This is a genomic window from Rhodococcus sp. UNC363MFTsu5.1 (assembly GCF_000686785.1).
In the GTDB taxonomy this organism is placed as follows: domain Bacteria; phylum Actinomycetota; class Actinomycetes; order Mycobacteriales; family Mycobacteriaceae; genus Rhodococcus_G; species Rhodococcus_G maanshanensis.
In genome coordinates this window covers 20,078-45,914 of sequence record NZ_JMLO01000039.1, presented here as the reverse complement: position 1 = coordinate 45,914, position 25,837 = coordinate 20,078, and the positions used below count along the sequence as shown (strand labels likewise).

28 protein-coding genes, 1 tRNA gene and 2 rRNA genes are annotated in these 25,837 nt (G+C 69.7%); all 31 read left to right on the top strand.

The features are described from left to right. Positions 1 to 146, top strand: a 23S ribosomal RNA gene (locus BR31_RS0123590); the annotation flags it as partial. A gap of 124 nt (positions 147 to 270) precedes the next feature. Further along, positions 271 to 387: ribosomal RNA gene (rrf, locus tag BR31_RS0123585) — 5S ribosomal RNA — on the top strand. Positions 388 to 471: 84 nt separating this feature from the next. Next, positions 472 to 1,386, top strand: a complete 915-nt coding sequence (locus tag BR31_RS0123580) for a tetratricopeptide repeat protein (RefSeq protein ID WP_442970241.1) — start codon at positions 472 to 474, stop codon at positions 1,384 to 1,386. Next, the gene (locus BR31_RS0123575; RefSeq protein WP_027503144.1) at positions 1,383 to 2,387 is read left to right on the top strand and encodes an HAD-IIA family hydrolase; all 1,005 of its coding nucleotides are present in this window, start codon (positions 1,383 to 1,385) and stop codon (positions 2,385 to 2,387) included. Before BR31_RS0123580 ends, BR31_RS0123575 begins: the two co-directional genes overlap by 4 nt. Before the next feature lie 82 nt (positions 2,388 to 2,469). Further along, complete coding sequence (locus BR31_RS0123570) at positions 2,470 to 2,697, top strand: hypothetical protein (RefSeq protein WP_027503143.1); 228 nt, start codon at positions 2,470 to 2,472, stop codon at positions 2,695 to 2,697. 1 nt (position 2,698) lies between these two features. After that, positions 2,699 to 3,514 (top strand): TlyA family RNA methyltransferase, encoded by an 816-nt coding sequence (locus BR31_RS0123565; RefSeq protein WP_027503142.1) that lies wholly within the window; start codon positions 2,699 to 2,701, stop codon positions 3,512 to 3,514. After that, positions 3,511 to 4,494: an NAD kinase gene (locus BR31_RS0123560; protein WP_027503141.1), complete on the top strand. Its 984-nt coding sequence runs from the start codon at positions 3,511 to 3,513 to the stop codon at positions 4,492 to 4,494. The genes BR31_RS0123565 and BR31_RS0123560 overlap by 4 nt, the downstream gene beginning before the upstream one ends. Beyond that, the gene (gene recN / locus BR31_RS0123555) at positions 4,484 to 6,259 is read left to right on the top strand and encodes a DNA repair protein RecN (protein ID WP_027503140.1); all 1,776 of its coding nucleotides are present in this window, start codon (positions 4,484 to 4,486) and stop codon (positions 6,257 to 6,259) included. The genes BR31_RS0123560 and recN overlap by 11 nt, the downstream gene beginning before the upstream one ends. A 113-nt stretch (positions 6,260 to 6,372) precedes the next feature. Next, positions 6,373 to 7,557, top strand: a complete 1,185-nt coding sequence (steA, locus tag BR31_RS0123550; RefSeq protein WP_027503139.1) for a putative cytokinetic ring protein SteA — start codon at positions 6,373 to 6,375, stop codon at positions 7,555 to 7,557. After that, positions 7,554 to 8,507: a copper transporter gene (locus tag BR31_RS0123545; RefSeq protein ID WP_027503138.1), complete on the top strand. Its 954-nt coding sequence runs from the start codon at positions 7,554 to 7,556 to the stop codon at positions 8,505 to 8,507. Before steA ends, BR31_RS0123545 begins: the two co-directional genes overlap by 4 nt. A gap of 157 nt (positions 8,508 to 8,664) precedes the next feature. Continuing rightward, positions 8,665 to 10,413 carry a CTP synthase gene (locus tag BR31_RS0123540; RefSeq protein ID WP_027503137.1) on the top strand — a complete coding sequence of 583 codons (1,749 nt, stop codon included), beginning with the start codon at positions 8,665 to 8,667 and terminating at the stop codon, positions 10,411 to 10,413. A 14-nt stretch (positions 10,414 to 10,427) separates the two neighbouring features. Continuing rightward, positions 10,428 to 11,174 (top strand): NUDIX domain-containing protein, encoded by a 747-nt coding sequence (locus BR31_RS29840; protein ID WP_081830652.1) that lies wholly within the window; start codon positions 10,428 to 10,430, stop codon positions 11,172 to 11,174. Positions 11,175 to 11,176: 2 nt separating this feature from the next. After that, complete coding sequence (locus BR31_RS0123530) at positions 11,177 to 12,100, top strand: site-specific tyrosine recombinase XerD (RefSeq protein ID WP_027503136.1); 924 nt, start codon at positions 11,177 to 11,179, stop codon at positions 12,098 to 12,100. Between the two features lie 12 nt (positions 12,101 to 12,112). Continuing rightward, positions 12,113 to 12,529: a DUF1622 domain-containing protein gene (locus BR31_RS0123525; RefSeq protein WP_027503135.1), complete on the top strand. Its 417-nt coding sequence runs from the start codon at positions 12,113 to 12,115 to the stop codon at positions 12,527 to 12,529. A 287-nt stretch (positions 12,530 to 12,816) separates the two neighbouring features. Next, positions 12,817 to 13,686, top strand: a complete 870-nt coding sequence (locus BR31_RS0123520; RefSeq protein WP_442970242.1) for a ParA family protein — start codon at positions 12,817 to 12,819, stop codon at positions 13,684 to 13,686. Continuing rightward, on the top strand, positions 13,687 to 14,595 hold the full coding sequence (locus tag BR31_RS0123515; RefSeq protein ID WP_027503133.1) for a segregation and condensation protein A: 909 nt from the start codon (positions 13,687 to 13,689) through the stop codon (positions 14,593 to 14,595). It abuts the gene before it with no gap. Continuing rightward, on the top strand, positions 14,592 to 15,290 hold the full coding sequence (gene scpB / locus BR31_RS0123510) for an SMC-Scp complex subunit ScpB (protein ID WP_027503132.1): 699 nt from the start codon (positions 14,592 to 14,594) through the stop codon (positions 15,288 to 15,290). Before BR31_RS0123515 ends, scpB begins: the two co-directional genes overlap by 4 nt. Positions 15,291 to 15,302: 12 nt before the next feature. Continuing rightward, positions 15,303 to 16,526 carry a pseudouridine synthase gene (locus tag BR31_RS31285; protein ID WP_081830651.1) on the top strand — a complete coding sequence of 408 codons (1,224 nt, stop codon included), beginning with the start codon at positions 15,303 to 15,305 and terminating at the stop codon, positions 16,524 to 16,526. Positions 16,527 to 16,552: 26 nt separating this feature from the next. Continuing rightward, on the top strand, positions 16,553 to 17,215 hold the full coding sequence (cmk, locus tag BR31_RS0123500) for a (d)CMP kinase (RefSeq protein ID WP_197023699.1): 663 nt from the start codon (positions 16,553 to 16,555) through the stop codon (positions 17,213 to 17,215). Then, positions 17,212 to 18,645 (top strand): ribosome biogenesis GTPase Der, encoded by a 1,434-nt coding sequence (gene der, locus BR31_RS0123495; protein WP_027503129.1) that lies wholly within the window; start codon positions 17,212 to 17,214, stop codon positions 18,643 to 18,645. The genes cmk and der overlap by 4 nt, the downstream gene beginning before the upstream one ends. Positions 18,646 to 18,806: 161 nt before the next feature. Further along, positions 18,807 to 18,880: transfer RNA gene (locus tag BR31_RS0123490), tRNA-Pro, on the top strand. A 69-nt stretch (positions 18,881 to 18,949) separates the two neighbouring features. Next, complete coding sequence (locus tag BR31_RS0123485) at positions 18,950 to 19,570, top strand: NUDIX hydrolase (RefSeq protein ID WP_027503128.1); 621 nt, start codon at positions 18,950 to 18,952, stop codon at positions 19,568 to 19,570. Between the two features lie 69 nt (positions 19,571 to 19,639). Continuing rightward, positions 19,640 to 20,683 (top strand): SMP-30/gluconolactonase/LRE family protein, encoded by a 1,044-nt coding sequence (locus BR31_RS0123480; RefSeq protein ID WP_027503127.1) that lies wholly within the window; start codon positions 19,640 to 19,642, stop codon positions 20,681 to 20,683. A 60-nt stretch (positions 20,684 to 20,743) separates the two neighbouring features. Then, positions 20,744 to 21,376 carry a cardiolipin synthase ClsA gene (locus tag BR31_RS0123475; protein ID WP_027503126.1) on the top strand — a complete coding sequence of 211 codons (633 nt, stop codon included), beginning with the start codon at positions 20,744 to 20,746 and terminating at the stop codon, positions 21,374 to 21,376. Positions 21,377 to 21,426: 50 nt separating this feature from the next. Continuing rightward, the gene (locus BR31_RS0123470) at positions 21,427 to 22,233 is read left to right on the top strand and encodes a DUF881 domain-containing protein (protein ID WP_051637688.1); all 807 of its coding nucleotides are present in this window, start codon (positions 21,427 to 21,429) and stop codon (positions 22,231 to 22,233) included. Beyond that, the gene (locus tag BR31_RS0123465) at positions 22,230 to 22,598 is read left to right on the top strand and encodes a small basic family protein (RefSeq protein ID WP_027503124.1); all 369 of its coding nucleotides are present in this window, start codon (positions 22,230 to 22,232) and stop codon (positions 22,596 to 22,598) included. The genes BR31_RS0123470 and BR31_RS0123465 overlap by 4 nt, the downstream gene beginning before the upstream one ends. A gap of 6 nt (positions 22,599 to 22,604) precedes the next feature. Then, complete coding sequence (locus BR31_RS0123460; protein WP_027503123.1) at positions 22,605 to 23,354, top strand: DUF881 domain-containing protein; 750 nt, start codon at positions 22,605 to 22,607, stop codon at positions 23,352 to 23,354. 55 nt (positions 23,355 to 23,409) lie between these two features. After that, positions 23,410 to 23,814: a glycine cleavage system protein GcvH gene (gene gcvH / locus BR31_RS0123455; RefSeq protein ID WP_027503122.1), complete on the top strand. Its 405-nt coding sequence runs from the start codon at positions 23,410 to 23,412 to the stop codon at positions 23,812 to 23,814. A 170-nt stretch (positions 23,815 to 23,984) separates the two neighbouring features. Further along, complete coding sequence (gene garA / locus BR31_RS0123450; protein WP_027503121.1) at positions 23,985 to 24,464, top strand: glycogen accumulation regulator GarA; 480 nt, start codon at positions 23,985 to 23,987, stop codon at positions 24,462 to 24,464. Continuing rightward, positions 24,464 to 25,201, top strand: coding sequence for a transcriptional regulator FtsR (gene ftsR / locus BR31_RS0123445; RefSeq protein WP_027503120.1), 738 nt, complete (start codon positions 24,464 to 24,466; stop codon positions 25,199 to 25,201). The genes garA and ftsR overlap by 1 nt, the downstream gene beginning before the upstream one ends. A 145-nt stretch (positions 25,202 to 25,346) precedes the next feature. Then, the gene (locus BR31_RS0123440; RefSeq protein ID WP_027503119.1) at positions 25,347 to 25,820 is read left to right on the top strand and encodes a bifunctional nuclease family protein; all 474 of its coding nucleotides are present in this window, start codon (positions 25,347 to 25,349) and stop codon (positions 25,818 to 25,820) included. Positions 25,821 to 25,837: the final 17 nt, after the last annotated feature.

The window sequence follows — 25,837 nt, the reverse complement described above, 5'->3', positions numbered from 1 at the left end:
CTAAGCGGGAAGCCTGTTCCAAGATGAGGTTTCTCACCCCCTCGAGGGGGTAAGGCCCCCGGCAGACCACCGGGTTGATAGGCCAGAACTGGAAGCACGGTAACGTGTGCAGGTGACTGGTACTAATAGGCCGAGGACTTACCACAAAGAAGCTACGCGTCCACTGTGCGGTATCTGAAACAACACACAGATACCATTCACCCCCAACACACCCCACTTGTGGGATGTGGTTCGGGCGGGGGAATTGAATGTGTGACAGTTTCATAGAGTTACGGCGGCCATAGCGGAGGGGAAACGCCCGGCTCCATTCCGAACCCGGAAGCTAAGCCCTCCAGCGCCGATGGTACTGCACTCGACAGGGTGTGGGAGAGTAGGACACCGCCGAACATCCGTTACCGAAAGGGGACCCAATATACTGGGTCCCCTTTCGTGTTTTCTATGCATAGCGTGTGTTGTCTGAAAGGAGATGCTGTGTCGGACAACAACGACGGCCGTCGTTCGTATGGGAGCGGCGGTTCTGACCGCAGTCGGTCGGGGGACAACCGTGGCGCAGGTGCCGGCGGTCCCCGCGGCAACACCGGCGGCGGAGCCCGTGGCGGCGGAGGCCGTCCGGATCGGCGCGGCGACGGCCCGCCGAGGCGTCGTGGCGGTGAGGGCAGCTTCGGCCCGCCCCCGCGCGACGGCGGAGCGCACGCCGAGCGGCGTGCCCCGCGGCCCGAGGAACCGGATCTGCCCGAGGACGTGCAGGCGGGCGAACTGGACCCGGCCGTTCGTCGGGATCTGCTCAGCCTCGACAAGTCGAACGCCAATGCGGTGGCCCGCCACCTGGTGATGGCGAGCAAGCTGATCGACGACGACCCGCGTCTGGCGCTGGCCCATGCGCGTGCCGCGCGGCAGCGGGCCGGCCGTGTCGCCGTGGTCAGGGAGACCGCAGGCATCACCGCTTATCACGCGGGCGAGTGGGCCGAGGCCCTCTCCGAGCTGCGTGCCGCTCGGCGGATGGCGGGCGGACCAGGACTGCTCGCCGTCATGGCCGACTGCGAACGCGGCCTCGGCAGGCCCGAGCGGGCGATCGAGCTCGGGCGCAGCGACGAGGCCAGGACCCTCTCCGGTGACGAGGCGACGGAGCTCCGCATCGTGGTCGCGGGCGCCCGGATGGATCTCGGCCAGTTCGATCAGGCCGTGGTGACGCTGCAGACTCCGGAACTCGATGCGGCCAAGGAGGGTCCGACCGCGGCCCGCCTGTTCTACGCGTACGCCGACGCCCTGGTGGCGGCCGGTCGCGTGGAGGACGGTCTCAAGTGGTTCCTCAACTCCGCGGCCGCCGATCACGACGGCGACACGGACGCAGAGGATCGGGTGGCCGAACTCTCCGGCGACCAGTGACGGTGGGGACCCCGCCGTCACTGCGTGACCTGCACGATGTGCTGCTGCTGGACCTCGACGGAACCGTGTACCAGGGTGAACACGCGATCCCCGGGGCAAGGGAGGCGCTCGTCGGCGGGTCCGCGCGGCTGTTCTACGTCACGAACAATGCGAGCCGAAGCCCGCTCGCGGTCGCGCTGCACCTGCGCGAGCTCGGTTTCCCCACCGCCGAATCGGAGGTGGTGACGAGTTCGCAATCCGCCGCACGGTTGCTGGCGGAGGGTCTCGATCAGGGCTCGTCCGTCCTGGTCGTCGGCACCGAGGCCCTCGCCGAGGAGGTTCGTCTGGTCGGGCTCCGGCCCGTCCGGCGGTTCGACGAGAACCCCATGGCCGTCGTTCAGGGGCATTCCACGGAGACCGGCTGGGCGATCCTGGCGGAGGCGACGCTGGCGATCCGGGCGGGAGCGCTCTGGGTGGCCTCGAACGTCGACACCACGCTGCCAACCGAACGCGGGCTGTGCCCCGGCAACGGCGCGATGGTTGCGGCCGTGCGGGCCGCGACCGGCCGGGAGCCGCTGGTCGCGGGCAAGCCGGCCCGTCCGTTGATGGACGACGCCCTCCAGCGCAGCGGTTCCGAGCGGCCGCTGGTCGTCGGGGACCGGATCGACACGGACATCGCGGGTGCGAACGCGGTGGGTGTCGACTCGTTGCTTGTGCTCAGCGGTGTCAGTTCCGTCGCGGACCTGCTGCGCGCGCCCGAGTCGTACCGGCCCACCTATCTGGCCTCCCGGCTGGCAGAGCTGGATCTGCCTGCCGAGCGGTTGAGCATCCGCCCGCATCCGGGGGTGAGCGTGCGGCGCGAGGACTCCGACCTCGTCGTGTCGTGCGATCGAGCGTCGACCCCTGACCGTCTCGATGTCGTCCGATCGGTGCTGGACGCGGCCTGGGCCGGACCCGGGTTCGAGGGCTTGCGGGCCGAGGACCCGGTCGCCGCGGCGGCCGTTGCTGACCTCGTCGGTTGATCGCGGAACCGGCGCCGCGGGTGGATTCGCGCCGTGTCGCGGTGTGGGCGTGCGGGCCTCGAATCGGCTAGCGTTGGCCCCGATGAGTACGCCAATGCCACGCCCCGGGCAGCACCTTCCCGGACCGCCGACCACCGTCGACCCCGACCGAATCCACGCCGAGGTCGACGGACTGCTGGCGCGCCTGGACTCGGTGGGGCCGGCGGACGACGATACGACCGGTCACGGCCGGATCCCGGGGCAGGCCCAGATCCTCGAGCGAGCGCACGAGGTCCTGGTGCACGCGCTGGCCACAGTGGACAAGATCTGAGGTGGCTCGGCGCGCACGGGTCGACGCCGAGCTGGTTCGGCGGGGATTGGCCCGATCAAGAGAACACGCAGCCCAGCTGATCGGCGCTGGTCGGGTCCTGATCGCGGGAACCGTCGCGGTCAAGCCGGCGACCGCGGTCGAGGCGGGCACCCCACTGTTGGTGACCGAGGAAGTCGACGAGGTCTCGTGGGCGTCGCGCGGCGCACACAAGATCCTCGGCGCGCTCGAGGCCTTCGAGCCGTCCGGGCTCTCCGTCGACGGCAAGCGGTGCCTCGACGCCGGTGCCTCCACCGGCGGGTTCACCGATGTCCTGCTCAGTCGCGGCGCCTGCGAGGTGGTCGCGGTCGACGTCGGGTACGGACAGTTGGTGTGGCGTCTGCAGTCCGATGACCGCGTCACCGTCGTGGACCGGACCAACGTTCGTTCGTTGGAGCCCGAGCAGACCGGGGGACCGGTCGAGGTCGTTGTCGCGGACCTGTCGTTCATCTCGCTCAAGCTCGTACTGCCCGCGTTCGTCCGCTGCACCGCCGACGGCGCCGACCTGGTGCCGATGGTGAAACCGCAGTTCGAGGTCGGCAAGGACCGGGTCGGATCCGGCGGCGTCGTGCGCGATCCCGCGCTCAGGATCGAGGCCGTCGTCGAGGTGGCCGAGGCCGCGGACGCGCTCGGGCTCCGGACCCTCGGGGCGGTGGCCAGCCCGCTGCCAGGACCGTCGGGCAACGTCGAGTACTTCCTGTGGCTGAGGAAACAGGCTGAACCAGGGGTGGATTCGGTGCGCGAGGTCATCGAGCGAGCGGTACAGGAGGGGCCCCAGTGAGCTCGGAAGTGGGGACGCCTTCGCCCGGCCGCGAGATCCTGGTCGTCGCCCACACCGGCAGGGCCGAGATCACCGCCACCGCACTGAGGGTGGCCAAGATCTTCGAGAAGGCCGGCATCGGACTGCGGGTGCTGGCAACCGAGGCCGACCGGACGGACCCGACCGCCGCGCACGACCACGACTCCTTCCGCCTGCCCGATCTCGCGCTGCGGGTCGTCGAGCCGGGTCTGTCGGCCGCGGTCGGCTGCGAGTTGGTACTGGTTCTCGGCGGCGACGGCACGTTCCTACGGGGAGCCGAACTGGCAAGGGCCGCATCGATTCCGGTGCTCGGCATCAATCTCGGCCGGATCGGGTTCCTCGCCGAGACCGAGGCGGAGCATCTCGAGGAGGCCCTCGCGATGGTGGTGCGGCGCGAGTATCGCGTCGAGCACCGGATGACGCTCGACGTGATCATCCGGGTGGACGACGAGATCATCGACCGCGGATGGGCGCTGAACGAGGCCAGCATCGAGAACGTGTCCAGGCTCGGCGTGCTCGAGGTGGTCCTCGAGGTGGACGGCCGTCCCGTCTCGTCCTTCGGCTGCGACGGCGTGCTGGTCGCGACGCCGACCGGATCGACCGCGTATGCGTTCTCCGCCGGCGGTCCTGTGGTGTGGCCCGAGCTCGAGGCCCTGTTGGTGATCCCGAGCAATGCGCACGCGTTGTTCGCGCGACCGCTGGTGACGAGCCCCGAATCGCTGATCGCGGTCGAGACCTTCGCCGGGGGCCACAACGGACTGGTCTTCTGCGACGGCAGCCGCACCATGAACCTCCCCGCGGGAGGCCGGGTGGAGGTGGTCAGGGGTCGGGAGCCGGTGAAGTGGATCCGGCTCGACTCCGCACCGTTCGCGGACCGGATGGTGCGCAAGTTCGAGCTCCCGGTCAAGGGTTGGCGGGGACGAAGGGCCGACGGCGAAGGGAGCAACACCAGTGCTCGCTGAAATCCGGATCGACGGTCTCGGTGTCATCTCGAAGGCGGCAGCCCAGTTCCACGAGGGGCTGACGGTGCTCACCGGTGAGACCGGCGCGGGCAAGACGATGGTCGTCACCAGCCTGCACCTGCTCAGCGGGGCCCGCGCCGATGCGGGCCGGGTGCGGCTCGGCGCCGACCGGGCCGTCGTGGAGGGCAGGTTCTCCACCGCCAACGCGTCGGCAAGGGTGGTCTCCGAGGTCGACCGGTTGCTCGAGTCGACCGGCGCGGAGCGTGACGAGGACGGCACGATCATCGCCCTGCGCACCGTGGGCACCGACGGACGCTCTCGCGCCCACCTGGGCGGGCGAAGCGTGCCCGCGGGAGCCCTCTCCGAGCTGACCGGCCCCCTCCTGACGGTGCACGGTCAGAACGACCAACTCCGGTTGCAGCGTCCCGATCAGCAGCGCCAGGCCCTCGACGAGTTCGGCGGCGCGCCGATCGGGTCCCTGCTCGACAAGTACCGGTCCCTGCGTGCGGAGTGGATCGAGGCCCGCGACGAGCTCGCCGAACGCACCCGCAGCAGCAGGGAGCTGGCGCAGGAGGTCGACCGGCTCGAGTTCGGGCTCAACGAGATCGACGCGGTGGCCCCCCAACCGGGCGAGGACCTGGCGATCGTCGCCGACGTCCGGCGCCTGAGCGACCTCGACTCGCTGCGGTCGGCGGCGGCCGAGGCGCAGGCCGCCCTGCTCGGCGGGGCCGCCGACGGTGCCGACGACAGTGCCGACGGCGTCGGCGCGCTCGACCTGCTCGGGGATGCGCGCGCCCGGATCGAGTCCTCGGACGATCCGACACTGACCGCGCTCGGCCCGCGTCTCGCCGAGGCCATCGCGGTGGTCACCGACGTCTCGTCCGACCTCACCGGCTATCTCGCGGACCTGCCGTCGGATCCGGGTGCGCTCGACACCCTGCTGAACCGGCAGGCCGAGCTCAAGACGCTGACCAGGAAGTACGCGGCCGACGTCGACGGGGTGTTGGCCTGGGCCGATCAGGCCCGCGAGCGGTTGTCCAAGATCGACGTCTCCGCCGAGGCGCTGGCGGCGTTGGCGGCCCGGGTGGACGACTGCGCGGCCGCAGTGGCCGTCGCCGCGGGCGCACTGAGCCAGGCGAGGACTAAGTACGCGGTCAAGCTCGGCAAGGCGGTGACCACCGAACTCGGTGGTCTCGCGATGGGCAAGGCCCGGCTCGAGGTCACCGTGCAGCCGCTGGTGGCGGGTGCCCAGGACTCCGCGCCGCTGACGGTGGACGGTCGCGAGCTGCACGCCGGGTCGGCGGGGGTCGACGAGGTGGAGTTCCGGCTCGCCGCGCACAGCGGGGCCCAGGCCCTCCCGATCAGCAAGAGCGCCTCGGGCGGTGAGCTGTCGCGGGTGATGCTCGCCCTCGAGGTGGTGCTCGCGGGCGCCGAGAGCAGCGCGACGATGGTGTTCGACGAGGTCGACGCGGGCGTTGGCGGTCGCGCCGCGGTGGAGATCGGCAGGCGCCTTGCGCGCCTGGCGCGTACCCACCAGGTGATCGTGGTGACGCACCTGCCGCAGGTGGCCGCCTTTGCCGACACCCATCTGGTCGTGGACAAGGTCGACGGCCGCAAGGGTGCCGACAGCGGGGTGCGCACCCTGACGGATGACGAGCGCGTGGTGGAGCTGGCCCGGATGCTTGCGGGTCTGGACAACACGCAGACCGGTCGCGCGCACGCCGAGGAGCTGTTGGCAACGGCGAAGGCCGCGCGCGTCGAATAGGCGCGGGGTCCGTCCCGGCGCCTCCGGTCGGCCGCGGCCCCGATTCGCCTCCTGTCAGCTCGGGTCGGCGCGCCTCCGCTGGTCCGGGCCTCGTCGGGGTCATCATCGATGGCATGAAGATGCCGTCCCTGTTGTCACGAAACACCGAATCGTTGCCGGGGATCAGCGGCATCGCCCGGGTCGACCGAGACACGACGAAGCTGTTGCGTCGCGTCGGCCCAGGCGACATCGTGGTCCTCGACGAACTGGATCTGGACCGGATCACCGCCGACGCGTTGGTGGAGGCCGGGGTGCTCGCGGTCGTCAACGTGTCACCGTCCATCTCCGGCCGCTACCCCAACCTCGGGCCAGAAGTCATCGTCGCGAACGGGATCACCCTGATCGACTCCGTCGGCGACGAGGTCTTCAAGAAGGTCAAGGACGGGGCTAAAGTCCGCCTCAACGAGGGCGGCGTCTACGCCGGTGAACGCAGGCTCGCCAAGGGCGTCGAGCAGAGCGAGGCCGAGATCTCCGATCTCATGATCGAGGCGAAGACCGGTCTGGTCGATCACCTGGAGGCCTTCTCCGGCAACACCATCGAGTTCATCAGGACCGAGAGTCCGCTGCTCATCGACGGCGTCGGGGTCCCCGACATCGACGTCGACCTGCAGGACCGGCACGTGGTCGTGGTGGCCGATGGAGCCGACCACGTCGCCGATCTGAAGAGCCTCAAGCCGTTCATCAAGGAGTACTCGCCGATCCTCATCGGGGTCGGGGCAGGCGCGGACGCGTTGGCCGATGCCGGCTACCGCCCCGACCTGATCGTCGGCGACCCCGAGGACATCAGCAGCGCCACCCTCAAGTCCGGTGCCGAGGTCGTGCTCCCCGCGGACCCGGACGGGCACGCGAAGGGCCTCGAGCGCATCCAGGACCTCGGGATCGGGGCGATGACGTTCCCTGCCTCCGGCGCCCCCGCGGACCTGGCCCTGCTGCTCGCGGACCACCATGGCGCCTCGCTGATCGTCACCGTCGGCAGCACCGTCTCGCTGGACGAGTTCTTCGACCGTGGCAGGCGGGAGAGCAATCCGGCGGCCTTCATGACCAGGCTCAAGGTCGGACCCAAGCTGGTCGACGCGAAGGCGGTCGCGACGCTGTACCGCAGCCGTGTCTCGGGCGGCGCCATCGCGCTGCTCGTGCTGGCCGCGCTGACGGCGGTGATCGTCGCGCTGGTCGTCTCGAACATCGGCGGTGAGGCCCTCGATTGGGCCATCGCGACCTGGAACAGCTTCGCGACGTGGGTGCAGGGACTGCTCAAGTGATTTCTATGCGTCAACACGCTATCTCGATAGCGGCGATCTTCCTGGCGTTGGCCGTCGGGGTGGTGCTCGGTTCGGGCACCCTCTCCGGCGGTCTGTTGTCCGGGCTCCGGGACGACAAGTCGGAGCTGCAGGGCCAGGTCAACGCCCTGCAGGAAACGAACAACCAGCTCGAACAGCAGCTCAACTCCGCAGATGGGTTCGACGCGGCCGTGTCCGGCCGGGTGGTGCACGACGCCCTCGCCCAGCGCACGGTGATCCTGGTGACCTCGCCGGACGCCGACCCCGGCGATCTCGAGGGCGTCACCAGGATGATCGGCGCGGCTGGCGGGACCGTGACCGGCCGGGTCTCCCTGACCGATTCGTTCGTCGACGCCGCCAACGGCGATCAGCTGCGCACCACGATCACCAACGTGATCCCGGCTGGGGTCCAGCTCAGGACCGGTGCCGTCGACCAGGGCAGCCTTGCGGGCGATCTGCTCGGTTCGGTGCTCCTGCTCAACGCCCAGAGCGCGCAGCCGCAGAGCACGCCCGAGGAACTGGCGCTCGCGCTGGAGACGCTCCGATCCGGCGGGTTCATCGCCTACGACAACGGCTCGGTCAAGCCCGCCCAGCTCGCGGTGGTGCTCACCGGTTCCGGCAAGGCGCCGGACGGGTCCGAGGGCGGCAACCGGGGTGCGATCATCGCGCGCTTCGCAGGCGCGATGGACTCCCGCGGCGCGGGCACCGTGCTGGCGGGCAGGCCGGGCGCGGCCGCGGGCAACGGTCCGATCGCGGTTGTCCGGTCCGACACGGCTCTGTCGTCGGGCGTGACCACCATCGACAACGTGGACAGGGAAGCGGGCCGGATCACCACCGCACTCGGTCTGCAGGAACAGCTCGCGGGGCAGGCGGGCCGGTACGGCACCGGCCCGAACGCGACGGCGATCACAGTCGGCGCTCCGGTCGGCTGAGATCACAGCGAATGTGCGACCCACGGGGCCATGACCAGCGGTTCGCGGCGTGCCATGCGGAGAAACCGGCGCGTTGGTGTTACCGTGAAGTCCCGTGGGTCGGCAGGCCCCAGCTCTACCATTAGCCAAGCCCTGCAAGGTCGTCACGGGAGCTCTTTTGCCACTTTCACGCAGTCAATCGCGTACCGCCACCAAGCACATCTTCGTCAGCGGGGGCGTTGCCTCGTCGCTCGGCAAGGGTCTGACGGCGTCGAGCCTCGGGCAGCTGCTCACCGCGCGCGGGTTGCGGGTGACCATGCAGAAACTGGACCCGTACCTCAACGTCGATCCGGGCACCATGAACCCGTTCCAGCACGGCGAGGTGTTCGTCACCGAGGACGGCGCGGAGACCGACCTGGACGTCGGACACTACGAGCGCTTCCTGGACCGGGATCTGTCCGGGATCGCCAATGTCACCACCGGCCAGGTCTATTCGTCCGTCATCGCCAAGGAGCGGCGCGGTGAGTACCTGGGCGACACGGTCCAGGTGATCCCGCACATCACCGACGAGATCAAGAGCCGGATCCTCGCCATGAGCGGTCCGGACGCGGAGGGCCAGAGCCCGGACGTGGTGATCACCGAGATCGGTGGCACCGTCGGCGACATCGAGTCGCAGCCCTTCCTCGAGGCGGCACGACAGGTCCGGCACGACATCGGCAGGGACAACGTCTTCTTCCTGCACGTCTCGCTGGTGCCGTACCTCGGCCCCTCCGGCGAGCTCAAGACCAAGCCGACCCAGCACTCGGTTGCGGCGCTGCGGAACATCGGTATCCAGCCGGACGCGCTGATCCTCCGCTGCGACCGCGACGTGCCGCAGCCGCTGAAGTCGAAGATCGCGCTGATGTGCGACGTCGACGTCGACGCCTGCATCTCGACGCCCGACGCCCCGTCCATCTACGACATCCCGAAGGTGCTGCACCGTGAGGGACTCGATGCCTACGTCGTGAGCAAGCTGGGACTGCCGTTCCGGGACGTCGACTGGACCGTGTGGGGTGCCCTGCTCAAGCGCGTGCACGAGCCGCGCGAATCGGTTCGGATCGCGCTGGTCGGCAAGTACGTCGATCTGCCGGACGCGTACCTCTCGGTGACCGAGGCACTGCGGGCGGGCGGGTTCGCCCACCGCGCCAAGGTCGAGATCGACTGGGTGCCCTCCGACGCCTGCGAGACCGAGGCAGGAGCACAGGAGAAGCTCGGCGAGGTCGACGCGGTGCTGATCCCCGGTGGATTCGGTATCCGTGGCATCGAGGGCAAGCTCGGCGCGATCCGGTTCGCCCGCACCCGCGGGATCCCGCTGCTGGGCCTGTGCCTCGGACTGCAGGCCGTGGTCATCGAGGCCGCGCGTTCGGTTGGCCTCGACGACGCGAACTCCGCGGAGTTCGAGCCGGACACCAAGCATCCCGTGATCTCCACGATGGCCGATCAGGAGGAGATCGTCGCCGGTGAGGCCGACCTCGGCGGAACCATGCGCCTCGGTGCCTACCCTGCGGTCCTGGAGAAGGGCTCGGTCGTCGCGCGGGCATACGGCTCCGAGAACGTCTCCGAGCGCCACCGCCACCGCTACGAGGTCAACAACGCGTACCGGGACCGGATCGCGAAGAGCGGCTTGAAGTTCAGTGGCACCTCGCCGGACGGCCATCTCGTCGAGTTCGTCGAACTGCCCGCGGACAAGCACCCGTTCTTCGTTGCGACGCAGGCGCATCCGGAGCTCAAGAGCCGTCCGACCCGGCCGCACCCGCTGTTCGCGGCCTTCATCAGCGCGGCGCTGAAGTACAAGGCCGCCGAGCGGCTCGAGGTGGACGTGCACCCGGAGGACGCCGAGTCCGCGGAGGACGACGTCGAGTCGGTCGACGCGCCGATCGTGCGCTGACCCACCGGTACACGATGAGCAGGCCGGGAGAGCACGAGTTCGAGACCCTCGACACGCGAACCGTGTACGAGGGCGGCATCATCACGTTGCGGGTCGACCGGGTGGCCATGCCCGGCGGCCGCGCAGCGGATCGCGAGGTGGTCGAGCACTACGGCGCGGTCGCCGTCGTGGCCGTCGACGAGCGGGACCGGCTGATTCTCATCAACCAGTATCGGCACCCGCTCGGCAGGCGTGTCTGGGAGCTGCCCGCCGGACTGCTCGACGAGGCGGACGAGGATCCCGTCGACGCGGCGCGGCGCGAGCTGGCCGAGGAGACGGGCCTCGCCGCCGAGCGGTGGTCGGTGCTGGTGGACGTCGCGGTCTCGCCGGGCTTCACCGACGAGGTGGTGCGGGTGTTCCTCGCGACCGGCCTCACCGACGCGCACCAGCCGACCCCGACCGACGAGGAGGCCGACCTCGAGGTCGATCGGGTCCCGGTCGAGGAGGCCGTCGGCCGGGCCCTGTCGGGGGAGATCGTGAACGCGACGGCGCTGTCCGGGATCCTCGCGCTCGCCGCCGCCAGGGCCCGCGACGGCCGTCCTGATGTGACCGGCCGGCCTGCGGATTCGGACTGGGTCGATCGTCCGATGGCCATGGCGCGGCGCAGGCACGACGGCCGGAGCGGAGCCGGCGGAGCGAACATCGACGGCTCGAGCGGAGCCGGCGGAGCGAACATCGACGGCTCGAGCGGAGCCGGCGGAGCGAACATCGACGGGGCGTAGGCGTGCTCGCCGACCAGGTGGAGACGTACCTCGACCATCTCGCGGTCGAACGCGGGGTGGCGGCGAACACCCTCAGTTCCTATCGGCGTGACTTGATCCGCTATCAGCGGTACCTGGCGGAGCTCGGGATCGACGACCTGGCCGCGGTGCGGGAACGGGAGATCAGCGGCTTCGTCGTCGCGTTGCGCAAGGGCGATCCAGTGGCGGAGCTCCCGCCGCTGGCCCCGAGCTCCACGGCTCGGGCACTGATCGCGGTCCGCGGGCTGCACAAGTTCGCGACCGCCGAGGGCATCACAGCCGTCGACGTCGCGCGCGAGGTCAAGCCGCACGCGCCCGGCCAGCAGCTGCCGAAGTCGCTGCCGGTCGACCAGGTGCTGGCGTTGCTCGAGGCCACCGGTGGCCCCGACGCGGCCGATCAGCCGCGGGCCCTGCGAGATCGGGCGCTGCTCGAGCTCCTCTACTCGACGGGCGCCCGCATCTCGGAGGCGGTCGGGCTGGACATCGACGACATCGACGCGGTCGACCGCGCGGTGCTGCTGCGCGGCAAGGGCGGCAAGGAACGGGTGGTGCCGATCGGCAGGCCCGCGATCGCCGCCCTGGAGGCGTACCTGGTCCGTGGGCGCGCGGCGCACGCTGTCCGCGGCGGACCTGCGGTGTTCCTGAACATCCGGGGCGGGCGACTCTCCAGGCAGAGCGCCTGGCAGGTGCTGCGGAGCGCGGCCGATCGGATCGGGATCGGCGAAGGGGTGTCGCCGCACACGCTGCGGCACTCGTTCGCGACCCACCTGCTCGACGGCGGCGCCGACATCCGGGTGGTGCAGGAGCTGCTCGGGCACGCGTCGGTGACGACGACACAGATCTACACCCTCGTGACAGTCGGTGCGCTGCGCGAGGTCTGGGCCGGAGCCCATCCGCGGGCGTTGTGAAGGGGTGAGGGCATGGACACGGTCCGATTCTTCGAACTGGTGACGGAATTGTTCGAGGTTCTCGGTGTCCTGTCGATGGTGGTGGGGTTCGCCTTCGCGTTCGTTCTCGCCGCGCGGACGTGGAAGCGGACCGGCGACGGCGGACGGGCGTTCAAGAGCTTGCGGGAGTCACTGGGTGGGGCGATCCTGCTCGGGCTCGAATTGCTGGTCGCGGCGGACATCGTCAAGACCGTCACGTCCGTGCCCTCGTTGACGGACGTCGCCGTGCTCGGGATGATCGTGCTGATCCGGACCGTCCTGAGTCTGTCCATCGAAATCGAGATCGACGGTGTCGCGCCGTGGCGGAGGGCGCTTGTCACCGGCCCGCAGGTGCTCGCCGCTGCCGCGCGCCGATCCGCGCCGGGGGAGCCCGGCGAGCAGGCGCCGTAAGTGGTGACCGTCGACATCGAGGCCGAGATGTTCAGCGAGCGGCCACCCGGCTGGGGTCGCGGATCGCGCTGCTCAGCGCCGTGCATGATCGAGCCCATAGCCGTGCCCCGCGTGTCCGTTGGCCGAACGCCGCCCGCCAGGCGGTAGCGTTTGTCCATCAGGGACAACAGACAGGGGAGCAGCAGACCGTGGTGACACCGCAGCCGCCAGCGGCGGAGTCCGAGCGTTCGGGTGCCTACTTCTACACCCGGAAGCCGGAACCGCCTACCCGTCCACAAACCGACCGCATCGAGGGAAACGGTGCCGCACCCGCAGAGTCGTCGCTCGGTCCGACCGGCCGACCGCTTCGCGAGGTACCCGACCCGACGCCGGTGACCACCCACGGCCCCGCGCAGATCATCGCGATGTGCAACCAGAAGGGTGGCGTCGGCAAGACGACCTCCACGATCAACCTGGGCGCCGCGCTGGCCGAGTACGGCCGCCGGGTGCTGCTCGTCGACCTCGACCCACAGGGGGCGTTGTCCGCAGGCCTCGGCGTCGCGCACCACGACCTCGAACTGACGGTGCACAACCTGCTCGTCGAGCCGAGGGTCTCCATCGACGAGGTGCTGATGCGCACCCGGGTGGAGAACCTGGACCTGCTGCCCAGCAACATCGACCTGTCCGCGGCCGAGATCCAGCTCGTCACCGAGGTGGGCCGCGAGCAGACGCTCGGGCGGGTGCTGTACCCGGTGCTCGACCGCTACGACTACATCCTCATCGACTGCCAGCCCTCGCTCGGGCTGCTGACCGTCAACGCGCTTGCCTGCGCCGAGGGCGTGATCATCCCGATGGAGTGCGAGTACTTCAGCCTTCGCGGGCTGGCGCTGCTCAACGACACGGTGGAGAAGGTGCACGAGCGCCTGAACCCCAAGCTGTCGCTCTCCGGCATCGTGGTGACGATGTTCGACGCCAGGACGCTGCACTCGCGCGAGGTCATGGCCAGGCTCGTCGAGGTGTTCGGCGACCTGGTCTACGACACGGTGGTGAACCGGACGGTGAGATTCCCCGAGACCAGCGTCGCGGGCGAACCCATCACCACGTGGGCACCGAAGTCCGGCGGTGCGGAGGCCTATCGGGCTCTTGCCCGTGAGGTGATCCACCGGTCCGGACGGTAGATGGACACCGACGAGGCCGAGCGAGTGGCCGAGGTTCCGTCAGGGGAACCACACGCTTTGGGGACCGTGGACGACACGCCGATCGAGGAACTGCCGTCGACCGCCGAGGCGACACCGGACGAACCGGGCTTCCGGCTGAAGCTGCGTAACTTCGAGGGGCCGTTCGACCTGCTCCTGACGCTGATCAACCAGCGCAAGCTCGACGTCACCGAGGTGGCGCTGCACCAGGTCACCGACGAGTTCATCGCATACACCAGATCGCTTGGCAGCGAGATGAGCCTCGACCAGACGACCGAGTTCCTCGTGGTCGCCGCCACTCTGCTCGACCTCAAGGCCGCCCGGCTGCTGCCCTCAGGCGAGGTCGAGGACGCCGAGGACCTGGCGCTGCTGGAGGCAAGAGACCTGCTGTTCGCGCGGCTCCTGCAGTACCGGGCCTACAAGCAGGTCGCGATGCTGTTCGCGGAGCTCGAGTCGGCGGCCCTGCGCCGCTACCCGCGCTCGGTGTCGTTGGAGGACCAGTTCGCCGGACTGCTGCCCGAGGTCCTGCTCGGCGTCGACCCGCAGAGGTTCGCGGAGATCGCAGCGTCCGCCTTCGCACCGCGACCGGTGCCGACCGTCGGCCTCGATCACCTGCACGTCCCGACGGTCTCGGTACCCGAGCAGGCCTCGATGGTGCTCGAGCTGCTCAAACAGCGCGGCGAGGGGAACTGGGCGTCGTTCGGCGACCTCGTCGCGGGCTGCGACCTGACGGTGCAGATCGTGGCAAGATTTCTGGCGTTGCTCGAGCTATACCGCGAGAAGGCGGTCGCGTTCGAGCAGCCGGAGCCGCTCGGGGAACTGATGGTCAGCTGGACCGGTGACGTCGACGCGGACGGGCAGACGCTGGTGAGTGCGGAGGATTACGGATGAGCGAGCTCGATCAGGCGCCGGAGCTCGACGACGAGGGTGCGCTCGACCTCGACGACCGGCTCGAGGACGACGAGTTGGAGGCGGCACTGGAGTCGGTGTTGCTGGTCGTGGACTCGCCCGCGAGCAACGAGGCCCTCGCGTCGGCGGTCGGGGACTCGGCCGGCCGGGTCGACGCGACGCTGCGCCGGATGTCCGCGGCGCTGACAGCCCGACGCAGCGGGATCGACCTCAGGTACGCAGGCGACGGGTGGCGTTTCTACACCAGAAACGAGTACGCGCCGTACGTCGAGCGGCTGCTTCTCGACGGCGCTAGGTCGAAGCTCACACGCGCGGCCTTGGAAACATTGGCAGTTATTGCGTACCGTCAACCTTTGACCCGTGCTCGGGTGAGTGCGGTTCGTGGCGTCAACGTGGACGGCGTCATGCGAACCCTGCTCGCCCGCGGACTGATCTCGGAGGCCGGTGTGGACTCCGAGACCAACGCGACGACGTACTCGACGACGGAGCTTTTCCTCGAGCGGCTCGGACTCGCCTCGCTGGCGGACCTGCCCGCGCTGGCGCCGCTGCTGCCCGACGTCGACGTCATCGACGACATCAGTGACGACATGGAGTCAGACCCTCGGTTCACCAAATTGGGAGCCGGCAGGGCGGGATCCGAACCCGTATTGGATCCCGGCATAGATAGTGAAGAGTGACAGGACACCCAAGTGAACAATTCCGCTCGCCGTGATGGCACACCGGACCGGGGCAGGAGCAATCCCGCCCACAAGAGCTCGAGCCGAAGGGACTCGCCCCAGAAGGGGTCGGGGTCGAGGGGCTCGGCACCCCGCGATTCCGCCCGTGGCGGCGAATCCCGCGGCTCCTACGATCGCACCGAGCGCGGCGGCGCCCCCCGGGGCTCCTCCGGCCGCACCGAGCGCGGCGCGGCACCGCGGAGCGGCGAATCCCGCGGCTCGCAGGACCGCTCCCAGCGCGCCGGCGCACCGCGCGGCGCCCAGGATCGCACCGAACGCGGCGCGGCACCGCGCAAGACCGGCGGCTACCCCCGCGGAGGGCCCGCGCCGCAGCTGTCCAAGCGGGGCAAGCCCAAGGCGCCGAAGCCGCAGCGCGCGCAGTCCGTCGCGCCGACCATCAGCAACGCCAAGCCGGCCCGCCACCAGTACGCCGAGGGCCAGGGTCCCGCGAAGCTGCCCGCGGGCGAGGGCATGCGTTTGCAGAAGGTGCTCGCCCAGGCGGGAGTCGCCTCGCGTCGCGCCGCCGAGGAACTGATCGAGCAGGGCCGCGTCGAGGTCGACGGCCGCATCGTCGTCGAGCAGGGCCTGCGGGTCGACCCCGAGAACGCGGTGGTCCGGGTCGACGGCGTCCGCGTCGTCGTCAAGAAGGATCTCGTCCACATCGCGCTCAACAAGCCGCGCGGCTGGCAGTCCACCATGTCCGACGACCTCGGCAGGCCCTGCATCGGCGACATCGTCTCCGAGCGGGTCTCCGCAGGCCAGCGGCTCTTCCACGTCGGGCGCCTCGACGCCGACACCGAGGGCCTGATCCTGCTGACCAACGACGGCGATCTCGCGCACCGGCTGATGCACCCGTCCTTCGAGGTGCCCAAGACCTATCTCGCGACGGTGTCCGGCGTGGTCGACCGCAACCTCGGCAAGACGCTCAAGGCGGGCGTCGAGCTCGAGGACGGCCCTGCCAAGGTCGACTCGTACGCACTGCTCGACGTGAACCAGGGCAAGTCCCTGGTCAAGGTCGTGCTGCACGAGGGCCGCAAGCACATCGTGCGTCGCCTGCTCGAGGCCGTCGGGCATCCGGTGGTCCGGCTGGTGCGCACCGACATCGGACCGGTCGCGCTCGGGGACGGACGTCCGGGCACCCTGCGGGTCATCGGCCCCGGCGAGGTCGGCGCGCTGTACAAGGCGGTCGGACTGTGAGCGAGGCAGGCCGCCTGGTGGTGGCCATGGACGGGCCGTCCGGTACCGGGAAATCGACCGTCGCAAGGCGGCTCGCGACCGGACTCGCCGCGCAGTATCTCGACACCGGTGCCATGTACCGGATCGCGACGCTGCACGTGCTGCGCTCCGGCGTCGACCCGAGTGACCCGGCGGCGGTGGCCGCGGCCACGAAGGCGCTCGAGCTGACCATCGGCACCGATCCGGCCTCGGACCGGGTGCTGCTCGCCGGTGAGGATGTCACCGACGAGATCCGCGGCGGCGCGGTCACCCAGGCCGTGTCCGCGGTCTCGGCGGTGCCCGAGGTGCGCACGATCCTGGTCGAGAAGCAGCGCGAGTTCATCGCGCGCACCGAGCGGATCGTGGTCGAGGGGCGCGACATCGGCACCGTCGTGATGCCCGATGCGGACGTGAAGGTGTACCTGACCGCCTCCGCTGCGGCCAGGGCCGAGCGCAGGAACACGCAGAACATCGCCGAGGGCAGGGGCGATGACTACAAGGCGGTGCTCGCCGACGTCGAGCGCCGCGATCATCTGGACTCCACCCGAGCGGTGTCCCCGCTCCGGCCCGCCGAGGACTCGGTGATCGTGGACACCAGCGAACTCGGAATCGATGACGTGATCGGCAGGTTGCTGCTGGTGGTACGTGACAGAACTGGAGCAGTGCAGTGACCGACAGCTTTGACCTCGGCGGCCCGATCGCCGGCGACGGCACCTGGAGTGAGGAATCCGACTGGGAGCTCGTCGATTTCGAGGAGGGTGAAGAGGGCGAGGGCCACGTCGCCGTCCCGACTCTCGCCATCGTCGGACGTCCGAACGTCGGCAAGTCCACGCTCGTGAACCGCATCATCGGCCGCCGTGAGGCCGTCGTGCAGGACATCCCCGGGGTCACCAGGGACCGCGTCTCCTACGAGGCGAACTGGGCCGGTCGCCGATTCATGGTGCAGGACACCGGCGGCTGGGAGCCCGACGCCAAGGGGCTGCAGCAGTCCGTGGCCCGCCAGGCGGAGCTCGCGATGCAGACCGCCGACGCGATCGTGCTCGTGGTGGACGCGGTGGTCGGCGCCACCGCGACGGATGAGGCCGTCGCCAAGGTGTTGCGGCGCTCGAAGACCCCGGTTCTGTTGGTGGCCAACAAGGTCGACGACGAGCGGACCGAGTCCGAGGTCGCGGCGCTGTGGTCGCTCGGCCTCGGCCAGCCCTATTCGGTCAGTTCCATCCACGGCCGCGGCACCGGTGACCTGCTCGACGAGATCCTCGAGGTGCTGCCCGAGACGCCTCGCGAGGGCACCGGTGGTCAGGGACCGCGCCGGGTGTCGCTGGTCGGCAAGCCGAACGTGGGCAAGTCCAGCCTGATCAACAAGCTCTCCGGCACCGAGCGGTCCGTCGTGCACGACGTCGCGGGCACCACCGTCGACCCGGTCGACTCGCTGGTCGAGCTCGGCGGCAAGGTGTGGCGCTTCGTGGACACCGCGGGACTGCGCAAGAAGGTCAGCCACGCGAGCGGCCACGAGTTCTACGCGTCGTTGCGTACCAAGAGCGCGATCGAGGCATCGGAGGTGTCGATCCTGCTGATCGACGCCTCGCAGCCGATCACCGAGCAGGACCTGCGGGTGCTGAGCATGGTGGCCGACGCCGGCCGCGCGCTGGTGCTCGCATTCAACAAGTGGGATCTCGTCGACGAGGACCGCCGGTACATGCTCGAGAAGGAGATCGACCGGGAGCTGGTCCGGGTGCCGTGGGCGCAGCGCGTCAACATCTCGGCGCACACCGGTCGCGCCGTGCAGAAGCTCGTTCCCGCGCTGGAGACCGCGCTGGAGTCGTGGGACAAGCGGATCCCGACGGGCCGCTTGAACACCTGGCTCAAGGAGGTCGTGGCCGCAACACCGCCGCCGATGCGTGGCGGTCGCCTGCCGAGGATCATGTTCGCCACGCAGGCCGGCACCCGCCCGCCGACGTTCGTGCTGTTCACCACCGGGTTCCTCGAGGCCGGTTACCGCCGGTTCCTCGAGCGCCGGTTGCGTGAGGAGTTCAACTTCGACGGCAGCCCGGTGCGCATCTCGGTGCGCGTGCGCGAGAAGCGCGATCGCGGCAAGCGCTGACGACTGCAGAGACCGACCCGACACTGGCAAGTCCCCGAAACCGGGGGCTTGCCAGTGTCGTTCGAGGGGTGGTCTCCGAGGTCGAAACCCGCCGCGAGCAGCCGATTCGCTCTGTCGACTGTCACTGATGTAATCTCATCGAGCGCCCGCAAGGGAGTGGACGGGCTGTGGCGCAGCTTGGTAGCGCACTTGACTGGGGGTCAAGTGGTCGCAGGTTCAAATCCTGTCAGCCCGACCGAAGAAGGCGGCTCCAGAGTAATCCGGAGCCGCCTTTCTCGTTTTCGGGGCGGGCTAGGGTCGACGGATGGACGCAGACCGGGAGCCCGCCCTCACTCGTGACACCTGCGCCGCCGCGATCGCGTCGTTCGACGCGCGCGCCGTCGAACGCGCAGGGCATCGCTGCGCGGCGGTCGCGCTGGCGGTGGTGACCACCGACGGGGTACCGGCGCTGCTGCTCACCGTGCGTCCCGGCACGATGCGGGCACATCCCGGCCAGTTCGCGTTGCCGGGCGGTGGCATAGACCCGGGGGAGTCGCCTGGGGACGCGGCGCTGCGGGAGCTGGCGGAGGAGCTCGGGGTGCAGGCGCAGCCGTCGGCCGTGCTCGGCCGGCTCGACGACTTCGTGACCAGGTCCGGCTACGTCATCACCCCGGTGGTGATCTGGGTTGGCGAGCTCGACGAGCCGATTCGGCCGAACCCCGACGAGGTGGAGTACGTCTTCCAGGTGAGCCTGGCCGAACTCGACCACGAACCGCAGTTCCGCTCGCTCGAGGGGGTCGCGGCGCCGCTGATCGAGTGGCCGTTCCGCGGCGCACGGATCTTCGCGCCGACCGCCGCGATCATCTACCAGTTCCGCGAGGTGGCCCTGCACGGGCGGGCGACGAGGGTCGACGACCTCGGTCAGCCGGACTTCGCGTCCAGGTAGGTCTGCCTGCGCCGGAGAAGGCGCCGGAAGGCACTGCGGGCGGACCGGGTGACGTCTACCGTGGCCGCCATGGGAATCCTGCTCTCGGCCCTGCGCGGCCTCGACCGGACCGGAATCGATCCCGTGGCGTGGCACCCGCCGACCCCGCCACCGCTCACGGGTCCGTTCGCCCCGAGCGCCGAGCTCGACGGTGCCGAGCGCTGGGCGACGCCGGGGAGCAGGGGACCCGAGGACGTCGCGGTCGACCACGAGGGGCGGCTGATCACCGGCACCGACGACGGCAAGGTGTGGCGTTTCGACGCGGCAGGCCGCGCGACGCTGATCGCCGACACGGGCGGCAGACCCCTCGGCGTCGAGATCCTCGACGACGGCCGGTACCTGATCTGCGACTGCGAGCGCGGCGTGCTCCGCGTCGACGAGTCCGGTCGGATCGAGACCCTCACCGACACCGCGCTCGGGCGACCGCTGGTGGCGTGCAACAACTCCGCCGTCGGGCGGGACGGCACCATCTACTTCACCGACTCCTCGTCGAAGTTCTCCGTCGCAGAGCACCGCACCGACGTGCTCGAGCACGGTGGCACCGGCAGGCTGATCCGCTTCGACCCGGCGACGGGGGAGACCGACCTGCTCGCGGACGGGCTGCAGTTCGCCAACGGGGTCGGGCTGTCCGCGGACGAGTCCTTCGTGGTGGTCGCCGAGACCGGGGCCTATCAGATCCGCCGGGTCGAGCTCGCGGGCCCCGAGACGGGGCGGGTGTCGATCTGGGCCGAGAACCTGCCCGGCCTCCCCGACAACCTGACCTCGCAGACGGCAGGCGGGGTGTTCTGGGTGGCGCTGTACAGCCCCCGGATGCGCCTGCTGGACCTGTTGGCCCCACATCCGGCGCTCCGGGTCGTCGCCGCGAACCTGCCGCGGTGGGCGCAGCCCGAACCCGACCACCGTGGCTGGGTGCTCGGGCTCGATGCCTCGGGTGCCGTCGTGCACAGCCTGCAGGGCGGCGCGGGCAGTTACGCGCCGATCACCGGTGTCCGCGAGGCCGATGGCTGGCTCTACCTGGGCAGCCTGACCGCCGATGCGGTCGCCCGCGTCCCGGCACCCCGGTCCGCCGTGTGAAAAGCTGTTCGAAGCAATTGGCGGACGATGCAGTTGACGGATGAGGGACACGGGGGACGAATGGGCAGCGGAGACCGGCCACGCGAGGTGGCGGACGTCGCGACCGCGCCGATCATGTCCGACCGGATCGTCACCGTGCCGAATCTGCTCAGTGCGGTCCGGCTCGTCGGTGTCCCGCTGTTCGTCTACCTGTTGCTCGGCCCGCATGCCGACGGGTGGGCGCTCGCGATCCTGATGCTCAGCGGGTTCACCGACTGGGCCGACGGCAAGCTCGCGCGCCTGCTGAACCAGAGTTCGCGGCTCGGCGCGCTGCTGGACCCGCTGGTGGACCGGTTGTACGTGGTCTCCACCCTGGTCGCGTTCGCGATCCGCGGGATCATCCCGTGGTGGGTGGCGGCGGTGCTGATCGGCAGGGACGTGATCCTCGCGCTCACCCTGCCGATCTACCGCAGGCGCGGTCTGCCGCCGCCGGCGGTGCTCTACCTCGGCAAGGCCGCTACCTTCGCGCTCATGTTCGCGCTGCCGCTGATACTCGCCGCTCAGGGCGACTGGGCGTTCGCGCCGATCGCCAGGGCCTGGGGTTATGCGCTACTCGTGTGGGGGACCGGGCTCTACGTGTGGACCGCGATCCTGTACCTGCTCGCCGCGCGGAACATCGCGCGGGAGGTCCCACGATCGGACCGGGCGCGGTGACCGACGGCGAGGTCCGCCGCAATCCGGTGCCCTCGCTGCTCCGGTCGCTGATGAACGACCATCTCGACCCCGGCTACGCCGCCGCGGCGGAGGACCGGGCGAGGGGGCATTCCCTGCACCGTCCGCTGCATTCCGGGAGCTGGTGCGTGGCCGGGGGCATCGCCCTCGGACTGATCTTCGGGATCGCCTACGCACAGGCAGACGACCGGGAGCCGGGCACCGATCAGGTGCGCAGCGAGATCCTGGGCAAGGTCCACGCCGCCCAGGAACGCGGTGGCGGCCTCGCGGGCACAAGGGACGAGCTGGCGGCACAGACCGAGGCACTGCGCTCGAGGGTGCTCGCGGGTGACGCCAAGGGTTCCGACGTGCTGGCCCGGCTGCGCGCGATGGAAGAGGCCGCAGGGCTGGACGCTGTGCACGGCGCCGGGCTGACCGTCACGCTGACCGACCCCGCCGCCCGTCCCGACCTGTCCGACCGCGGTAGGCCGGGCGCCGGCCCGGCCAAGGCGGTGGTCCTCGACCGGGACATCCAGTCGGTGGTCAACGCGTTGTGGTCGAGCGGGGCCGAGGCGGTCGCGGTCGGCGGGGTCCGCATCGGTCCCTCGGCCACCATCCGCCAGGCGGGCGGGGCGATGCTCGTCGACAACCAGCCGGTGTTCTCGCCGTATTCGATCTCGGCGATCGGGCCGGCGGACCGGTTGCAGACCGGATTCGTGGTGAGCGACGCGTACCTGCGGATGTCGGGCGTCGCGCAGCTGTACGGGGTGGGCTTCACCGTCGCCGAAGAAGAAGATGTCAGCCTCCCGGCCGCGACCGCCAGGGAGATCAGAACCGCACACGAGATGGGTGGACAGTGAAGCCGGTCAAGGCAGTCAAGAACGGATACGCCGTCTACGGGGTGCTCGCGCTCGTCGCGGGGATCGTCGCGGGCGTGGTGTTCCGTCCGCAGGTCCCGGACGCGATCCAGCCGTACCTGCCCATCGCCGTGGTCGCGGCGCTGGATGCCGTGTTCGGCGGGCTGCGCGCCTACCTGGACGAGATCTTCGACGCGAAGGTCTTCGTCGTGTCCTTCGTGTTCAACGTGCTGGTCGCGGCGCTGATCGTGTGGCTCGGTGACCAGTTGGGTGTGGGTACGCAGCTCTCGACCGCGATCGTGGTTGTCCTCGGCATCCGGATCTTCGGAAATGCCGCCGCATTGCGGCGCCGGCTGTTCGGTGCGTGATCGGCGGTGAACGGGCATGAGGGCAAGCACGAGTGGCACACCGAGCTGTCCGCCTCGGCGCGCCGCTCCAGGGTCGTCTTCGGGCTGTTGGCCGTGCTGCTGCTGGCCGCGCTCGGGGTCGCCATCGCCACCCAGGTGCGCAACACCGGTTCGGGCGACACCCTGGACTCGGCGCGCCCCGCGGACCTGCTGGTGCTACTCGACAACCTGGGCCAGCGAGAGGCCTCGCTGCGGCAGGAGATCGCCGGGCTCGAGGAGACCCTTGCGACCCTCCAGCGCAGCGGCGGCGGGTCGCAGGCCGCGCTGGACGAGGCCAGGGCGCGCCTGACCGCGCTGTCGATCCAGGTGGGAGCCGTGCCCGCGGCAGGCCCCGGCGTGGTGTTGACGGTCGCGGACCCGGGCACGAATGTCGGCTCCGAGGTGATCTTGGACCTCATCCAGGAGTTGCGGGCTGCGGGCGCCGAGGCGATCTCCATACGTGGTGAGGGCGGCGAGCCGGTCCGGATCGGCGTCGATTCCTGGGTCACCGGCTCCGCCGGTCAGATCAAGGTGGACGGCACCGCCATGCGGGCGCCGTACGAGGTCCGCGCGATCGGCGATCCGCCGACCCTTGCGGCCGCTCTGAACATTCCCGGCGGGGTGATCGACACCGTCGGCCGCAGCGGTGGACGGCTGACAGTGGAGCAATCTCAGCAGGTCACGATCACCGCCTTGCGGGAGACGAAGCCTCGTCAATACGCTCAGCCAGGAAACTGAATCCGGTACCGCGCGGTATTGTCGCGCGCCGGTGCGATCGAAAGGACTTCTCACCTTGAGCGAAACCAACATCCCGGCCGAATTGCGCTACACCGCGGAGCACGAATGGGTGCAGCGGACCGGGCCGACGACCGTGCGGATCGGGATCACCGATTTCGCGCAGTCGCAGCTCGGTGACGTCGTCTTCGTGCAGCTGCCCGCGGTCGGCGAGGCCGTTGTCGCAGGCGAGTCGCTCGGTGAGGTCGAGTCGACGAAGAGCGTGTCGGACATCTACGCTCCGTTGAACGCGAAAGTCATTGTGGCCAATGCGGATTTGGAGTCCAGCCCCGAGCTGGTGAACTCTGAGCCGTACGGAAACGGTTGGCTGGTCGATCTCGAGGTGGCCGACGAGGCGACGCTGGACTCCGCGCTGGACGCGATGCTGGACGCGCCGGGCTACCAGGACATCGCGGGCGGCTAGGACACGCGTGGATCGACCTGCGAGTGCCCACGTGGGAGGCATTCGCAGGGTACGGTCGATAGGGAGCACATCCGCCTTGTCGGGGCGTAGGTCCGTATCGGAAAGTGATTGTGTTGAGAAGATTTGTCCGGGAGGGTTCCCGGACCGATCGGACTTCAGGAGGAGAAACGGTGAGCGAGAACGACAGCGACGCGGTTTTTGGAGAATCGCCGGCTGAGACAACGTCGGTTTTCCGGGCGGATTTCCTCAACGAGTTGGACAGCGCGACCGCTGCTCCGCAGGCCGCTGAGCAGGTCTCCGGAGTGGAGGGCCTGCCCGCCGGTTCGGCGCTCCTCGTCGTCAAGCGTGGCCCGAACGCGGGCTCCCGATTCCTGCTCGACCAGCCCACCACCTCGGCGGGCCGTCACCCGGACAGCGACATCTTCCTCGACGACGTCACGGTCAGCCGTCGGCATGCCGAGTTCCGGCAGGACCAGAACGAGTTCCAGGTGGTCGACGTCGGAAGCCTCAACGGCACCTACGTCAACCGGGAGCCGGTGGACTCGGCCACCCTCGTCAACGGTGACGAGGTGCAGATCGGAAAGTTCCGACTCGTGTACCTCACCGGCCCCCGCGGCGCCGGTAGTTCCGCTGCGGGTGCGGGTAGCTGATGACGGCGGTCGGGCAGCGGACCGAGGGCGGGATGTCGATCGGCTCCGTCCTGGATCGGCTACGTCCCGATTTCCCCGACATCACCATCTCGAAGATTCGTTTCCTCGAGGCGGAGGGGCTGATCAGTCCGGAGCGGACCCCGTCGGGTTACCGACGCTTCTCGCTGTCCGACTGTGAGCGGTTGCGGTTCGTGCTGACCGCGCAGCGCGACCAGTACCTGCCGTTGAAGGTGATCAAGGAACAGCTCGAGGCGATCGACAGCGGCGTCGCGGTGGTCGGCTCGACCGAGTCGGCCCCGCGTCGGCCGCGGGCCCTTGCCATCGCCCCCGGCGAGGTCTCGCCCGAGGAGTTCCGGGCCAATCGCGAGGTCCGCATCAGCCGCACCGACCTGATCGCCCGATCAGGCGCGGACGAGGCGTTCCTGGCGGAACTGTTGCGCAGCGGGCTGATCGTGCCTGGCGTCGCGGGCTTCTTCGACGAGGATGCGGTCACGTTGGCGCGGGCGGCAAAGGCGATGTCCGAGTTCGGACTCGAGGTGCGGCACCTGCGCGCATTCAAGCTCGCGGCCGACAGGGAGGCCGGTCTGGTCGCCCAGATCGCCGGTCCCGTCGCGAAGGGCAGGGACGCGGGCGCGCGTGATCGCGCCGAGGAGATGGTGCGTGAACTCGCCGCGCTGTCGCTCACCCTGCACACCTGTCTGGTCAAGGCGGCCGTGCGCGGCGCGCTCGACCGCTGACGATCGCCCTGGCCGGACACGTGACGACCTGCACCTGTTCGGCGAGAGTCGAATGGGTCGCCGGGTTCGCTTAGAATTTGGGTACGGCTTCATGCGATGAATGCGGTCGACGCCGGTGAGGCTGATCAGACGGGAGGCAGACGCGATGAGCGAGATGCGTGTGATCGGGATTCGTGTCGAGCAGCCACAGAATCAGCCCGTACTGCTGCTCCGGGAGGCCGACGGGGATCGGTACCTGCCGATCTGGATCGGTCAGACCGAGGCCGCGGCGATCGCGCTGGAGCAGCAGGGCGTGGAGCCGGCGCGGCCGCTCACCCACGACCTGATCGTCACGCTCATCACGGCGCTCGGCAACGCGCTGCGCGAGGTCCGGATCGTCGATCTGCAGGAGGGCACCTTCTATGCCGACCTGGTTTTCGCCGACGACCTGAGGATCTCGGCGCGGCCGTCCGATTCGGTTGCCATCGCGCTGCGGGCAGGCGTGCCGATCTTTGCGGACGAAGCGGTGCTGGCGGAGGCCGGGCTGGTGATGCCCGATGAGCGCGAGGACGAGGTCGAGAAATTCAAAGAGTTCCTCGAATCCGTGTCGCCGGACGATTTCAAGGCAACTGACGGTTAGTGTGATCCCGCTGTCGA

What these genes read in the sequence shown, in the direction of transcription:
- ftsR (WP_027503120.1), top strand. Translation starts at nt 24,464, where the DNA reads ATGACGGCGGTCGGGCAGCGGACCGAGGGCGGGATGTCGATCGGCTCC.
- BR31_RS0123480 (WP_027503127.1), top strand. Translation starts at nt 19,640, where the DNA reads ATGGGAATCCTGCTCTCGGCCCTGCGCGGCCTCGACCGGACCGGAATC.
- BR31_RS0123470 (WP_051637688.1), top strand. Translation starts at nt 21,427, where the DNA reads ATGAACGACCATCTCGACCCCGGCTACGCCGCCGCGGCGGAGGACCGG.
- BR31_RS0123475 (WP_027503126.1), top strand. Translation starts at nt 20,744, where the DNA reads ATGGGCAGCGGAGACCGGCCACGCGAGGTGGCGGACGTCGCGACCGCG.
- BR31_RS0123515 (WP_027503133.1), top strand. Translation starts at nt 13,687, where the DNA reads ATGGACACCGACGAGGCCGAGCGAGTGGCCGAGGTTCCGTCAGGGGAA.
- BR31_RS29840 (WP_081830652.1), top strand. Translation starts at nt 10,428, where the DNA reads ATGAGCAGGCCGGGAGAGCACGAGTTCGAGACCCTCGACACGCGAACC.
- BR31_RS0123525 (WP_027503135.1), top strand. Translation starts at nt 12,113, where the DNA reads ATGGACACGGTCCGATTCTTCGAACTGGTGACGGAATTGTTCGAGGTT.
- scpB (WP_027503132.1), top strand. Translation starts at nt 14,592, where the DNA reads ATGAGCGAGCTCGATCAGGCGCCGGAGCTCGACGACGAGGGTGCGCTC.
- BR31_RS0123485 (WP_027503128.1), top strand. Translation starts at nt 18,950, where the DNA reads ATGGACGCAGACCGGGAGCCCGCCCTCACTCGTGACACCTGCGCCGCC.
- BR31_RS0123570 (WP_027503143.1), top strand. Translation starts at nt 2,470, where the DNA reads ATGAGTACGCCAATGCCACGCCCCGGGCAGCACCTTCCCGGACCGCCG.
- BR31_RS0123440 (WP_027503119.1), top strand. Translation starts at nt 25,347, where the DNA reads ATGAGCGAGATGCGTGTGATCGGGATTCGTGTCGAGCAGCCACAGAAT.
- steA (WP_027503139.1), top strand. Translation starts at nt 6,373, where the DNA reads ATGAAGATGCCGTCCCTGTTGTCACGAAACACCGAATCGTTGCCGGGG.
- cmk (WP_197023699.1), top strand. Translation starts at nt 16,553, where the DNA reads ATGGACGGGCCGTCCGGTACCGGGAAATCGACCGTCGCAAGGCGGCTC.